4 protein-coding genes are annotated in these 2994 nt (G+C 72.5%); all 4 read left to right on the top strand.

Annotation, left to right across the window (positions count from 1 at the left end; all coding sequences use genetic code 11):
- Positions 1–274, top strand: a 274-nt coding sequence (locus P2P98_RS06765; protein ID WP_275798393.1) for a hypothetical protein, incomplete at its 5' end; no start/stop codon positions are given.
- Positions 275–376: 102 nt separating this feature from the next.
- Entirely contained in the window at positions 377–1084 is a 708-nt protein-coding gene (locus P2P98_RS06760) for an SDR family oxidoreductase (protein WP_275798391.1), read from the top strand.
- Between the two features lie 247 nt (positions 1085–1331).
- Positions 1332–1682 carry a carboxymuconolactone decarboxylase family protein gene (locus P2P98_RS06755; RefSeq protein WP_144830428.1) on the top strand — a complete coding sequence of 117 codons (351 nt, stop codon included), beginning with the start codon at positions 1332–1334 and terminating at the stop codon, positions 1680–1682.
- Between the two features lie 3 nt (positions 1683–1685).
- The gene (locus P2P98_RS06750; RefSeq protein WP_275798388.1) at positions 1686–2963 is read left to right on the top strand and encodes a M20/M25/M40 family metallo-hydrolase; all 1278 of its coding nucleotides are present in this window, start codon (positions 1686–1688) and stop codon (positions 2961–2963) included.
- Positions 2964–2994: the final 31 nt, after the last annotated feature.

Below are 2994 nucleotides of genomic sequence, written 5' to 3'. Positions count from 1 at the left end.
GCAGCTGGCGTTCTCGGCCCGCGAGGTGGATGCCACGGAGCCGGACGTCCGAGCCGTCCTCGCCGCGCGGCTCCCCCGTGACGCGAGCCCCGCCGACGCGCTCGACGCCGAAGTGGCAGCGGTGCTCGCGGTGCCGACGAAGCGGCTGTACGTTCTCGAGGTCGAGGGGGCGTACGTCTTCGATCGCGACGCCTGGCGGTCACGTGGCACCGACGCGCGCCTCGAGGTCGACGTCGCCGCGGTGTGGGGTCTCCTCGGCGCGGGGCGACCCTAGCGAGCGGCGTTACGCCGCCGAAACAGCACCGTCGCGACGCCGTACGACGCGGGGCGTACCGTGACGCCGCAGGGCGACCCGACGCCCGGAGAGAGGAGCACCGTGTCCCACCGCGTCATCGTCACCGGAGGCTCAGGCGGCATCGGCGCCGCCATCGTCGAACGCTTCCTCGACGACGGCGCCCGTGTCGCGGTCCTCGACCGTCGCGCCCCCGCCGAGGAGTCGGCATCCGTCTTCGTCACCGTCGACCTGCGCGACCCGATCGACACGCGGCGCGCGGTCGGCGAGGCGATCGAGGTGCTCGGCGGCGTCGACGTCCTCGTGAACTGCGCCGGGATCTTCCAGCACGTCTCGCTCCTCGACATCACGGTCGACGACTGGGATCGCGTGCTCGACATCAACGCCCGCGCGACCCTCGTCACCATGCAAGCCGTGGCCCCGGCGATGCTCGACGCCCGCCGCGGCGCGATCGTCAACATCGCGAGCATGGCCGCGAAGCAGGGCGGCGGGGGCGAGGGTCACTACGCCGCCTCGAAAGCCGCGGTCGTCGCGCTGACGCGCGCCGGCGCGCAGGAATGGGGATGCCACGGCGTCACGGTCAACGCGGTGTGCCCCGGGTACGTGCTCACCGAGATGGGCGCCGACACCCGCTCGGAGGCCGACATCGCCGCGTGGAGCGCGAAGTCGCCGCTGGGCCGGCTCGGAATCCCCGAGGACGTGGCCGGGGTCACGCACTTCCTCGCCTCACCGGCCGGGAGCTACCTCACCGGCCAGGCGATCAACGTCACCGGCGGGATGGTCATGCACTGAGGACCCGGCGCGGACACGGGCAGCGCGCGCGGACACGGGGTGCCGGCGCGGGTGCGAGCGAAACTCCTGAGATTTCGAGTCCGCCGACCCCTCCTGCACCACGGGCCGCCGCCGCCGCGCGATTTCTCAGGACTTTCGCGCGGGCCGGTCGCGTGTGACCGCGCGTGACGGCGGCCGAGGCGCGTCGGAGGGCGGTGGCTACGGTGGGGCTTTGGCATCCGTCCCGCCCTTTCGACCTGGAGAGCACATGTCCGAATACTTCGACCGCACCGCCGACAAGACCTACACGAAGGTCTACAAGACCGAGACGCCCGACATCCTCGCCGCGTTCGCCGCGTTCGATCAGGCCGTCTTCGCTCCCGAAGGGCGCGCGATCCCGCTGAAGTACCGCGAGCTCATCGCGCTGGCCGTGGGCATCACCACGCAGTGCGTGTACTGCATCGACGGGCACTCGCAGAACGCGGTGAAGGCCGGTGCGACCGAGGCCGAACTGGCAGAGGCGGCCTGGGTGGCCACCGCCATCCGCGCGGGCGGCGGCTACGCGCACGGCCGCCTCGCCTTCAAGCTCGGCGAGGACGCCCGTCCCCACGAGCACTGACGCGTGTCGCCCCTGGAGGCGGAGGCGCTGGAGTTCGTCCGCGCCCTGATCCGCATCGACAGCGTCAACACCGGCGAGGCCTCGACGATCGGCGACGGCGAGACGCGCGCCGCGCTCTTCGTCCAGGCGCAGCTCGAAGACGCGGGCTACGAGACGACCCTCGTCGAGCCCGTTCCGGGGCGGGCGAGCGTGATCGCGCGCCTGGCCGGGTCGGATCCGGATGCCGGTGCCCTCGTCGCCCACGCCCACCTCGACGTCGTACCGGTCGAGGCCGAGAACTGGACGTATCCGCCGTTCGGCGCCGAGATCCACGACGGCATCCTCTACGGTCGCGGAGCCGTGGACATGAAGGACTTCGCGGGCATGCTCCTCGCGGTCGCCCGGGCCTTCCGGCGCGAGGGCATAATCCCGCGCCGCGACCTCATCTTCGCGTTCTTCGCGGACGAGGAGGCCGGGGGCGTGTGGGGTGCGCGCTGGATCGTCCGCCACCGCCCCGAGCTTTTCGCGGGGGCGACCGAGGCGATCAGCGAGGTCGGCGGGTTCTCGATCCCGCTCCCCGGCGACCGTCGCGCGTACCTCGTGGCGACCGCGGAGAAGGGCGTCACCTCGGCGACCCTGACGGCGCGCGGGCATGCGGCGCACGGCTCACGCCCCACCGCCGACAACGCCGTGGTGCGCCTCGCGCGCGCGGTCGTCGCGATCGGCGAGCATCGGTTCCCCGTGGTGCGGACGGCGACCCTCGACCGCTTCCTCGACGTGTACGCGCGGGCGGGTGGCGATGTCGATGACCTCGGGTTCACGGCATCCCTCATCGACGCGGGAATGCACCACACCGTCTCCCCCACCGTGCTCGAGGCCGGGGGAAAGACGAACGTCATCCCCTCGACGGCATCCGCGCGTCTCGACATCCGCATGCTGCCGGGGCACGACGACACGCTCCGCGCCGAGATCGAGGCCCTCGTCGGCCCCGACGTCGAGGTCACGTGGGCCCGCGCGGTGCCCGCGATCGAAGCACCGGTCGACGCCCCGATCATCGGCGTGCTGCAGGATGCCATCACCGCCGAGGACCCCGACGGCACGGTCGTGCCGTACCTGCTGCCGGCCAGCACCGACAACAAGCACCTCGCCGAGCTGGGGATCCGCGGGTACGGCTTCGTGCCGCTGCGCGTGCCCGCCGACTTCGACGTGTTCGGGCAGTTCCACGCGGCGGACGAAGGGGTGCCGGTCGAGGCGCTGCTCTTCGGCGCACGGGTGACGGCGCGGGTACTGCGGGAGGCGTGAGGGCGGTCCGGTCGAGCTGACGGTCGGCGCG

The organism is Microbacterium sp. Kw_RZR3 (assembly GCF_029222405.1).
GTDB lineage: Bacteria > Actinomycetota > Actinomycetes > Actinomycetales > Microbacteriaceae > Microbacterium.
This window is presented reverse-complemented; position numbering and strand designations above follow the sequence as displayed.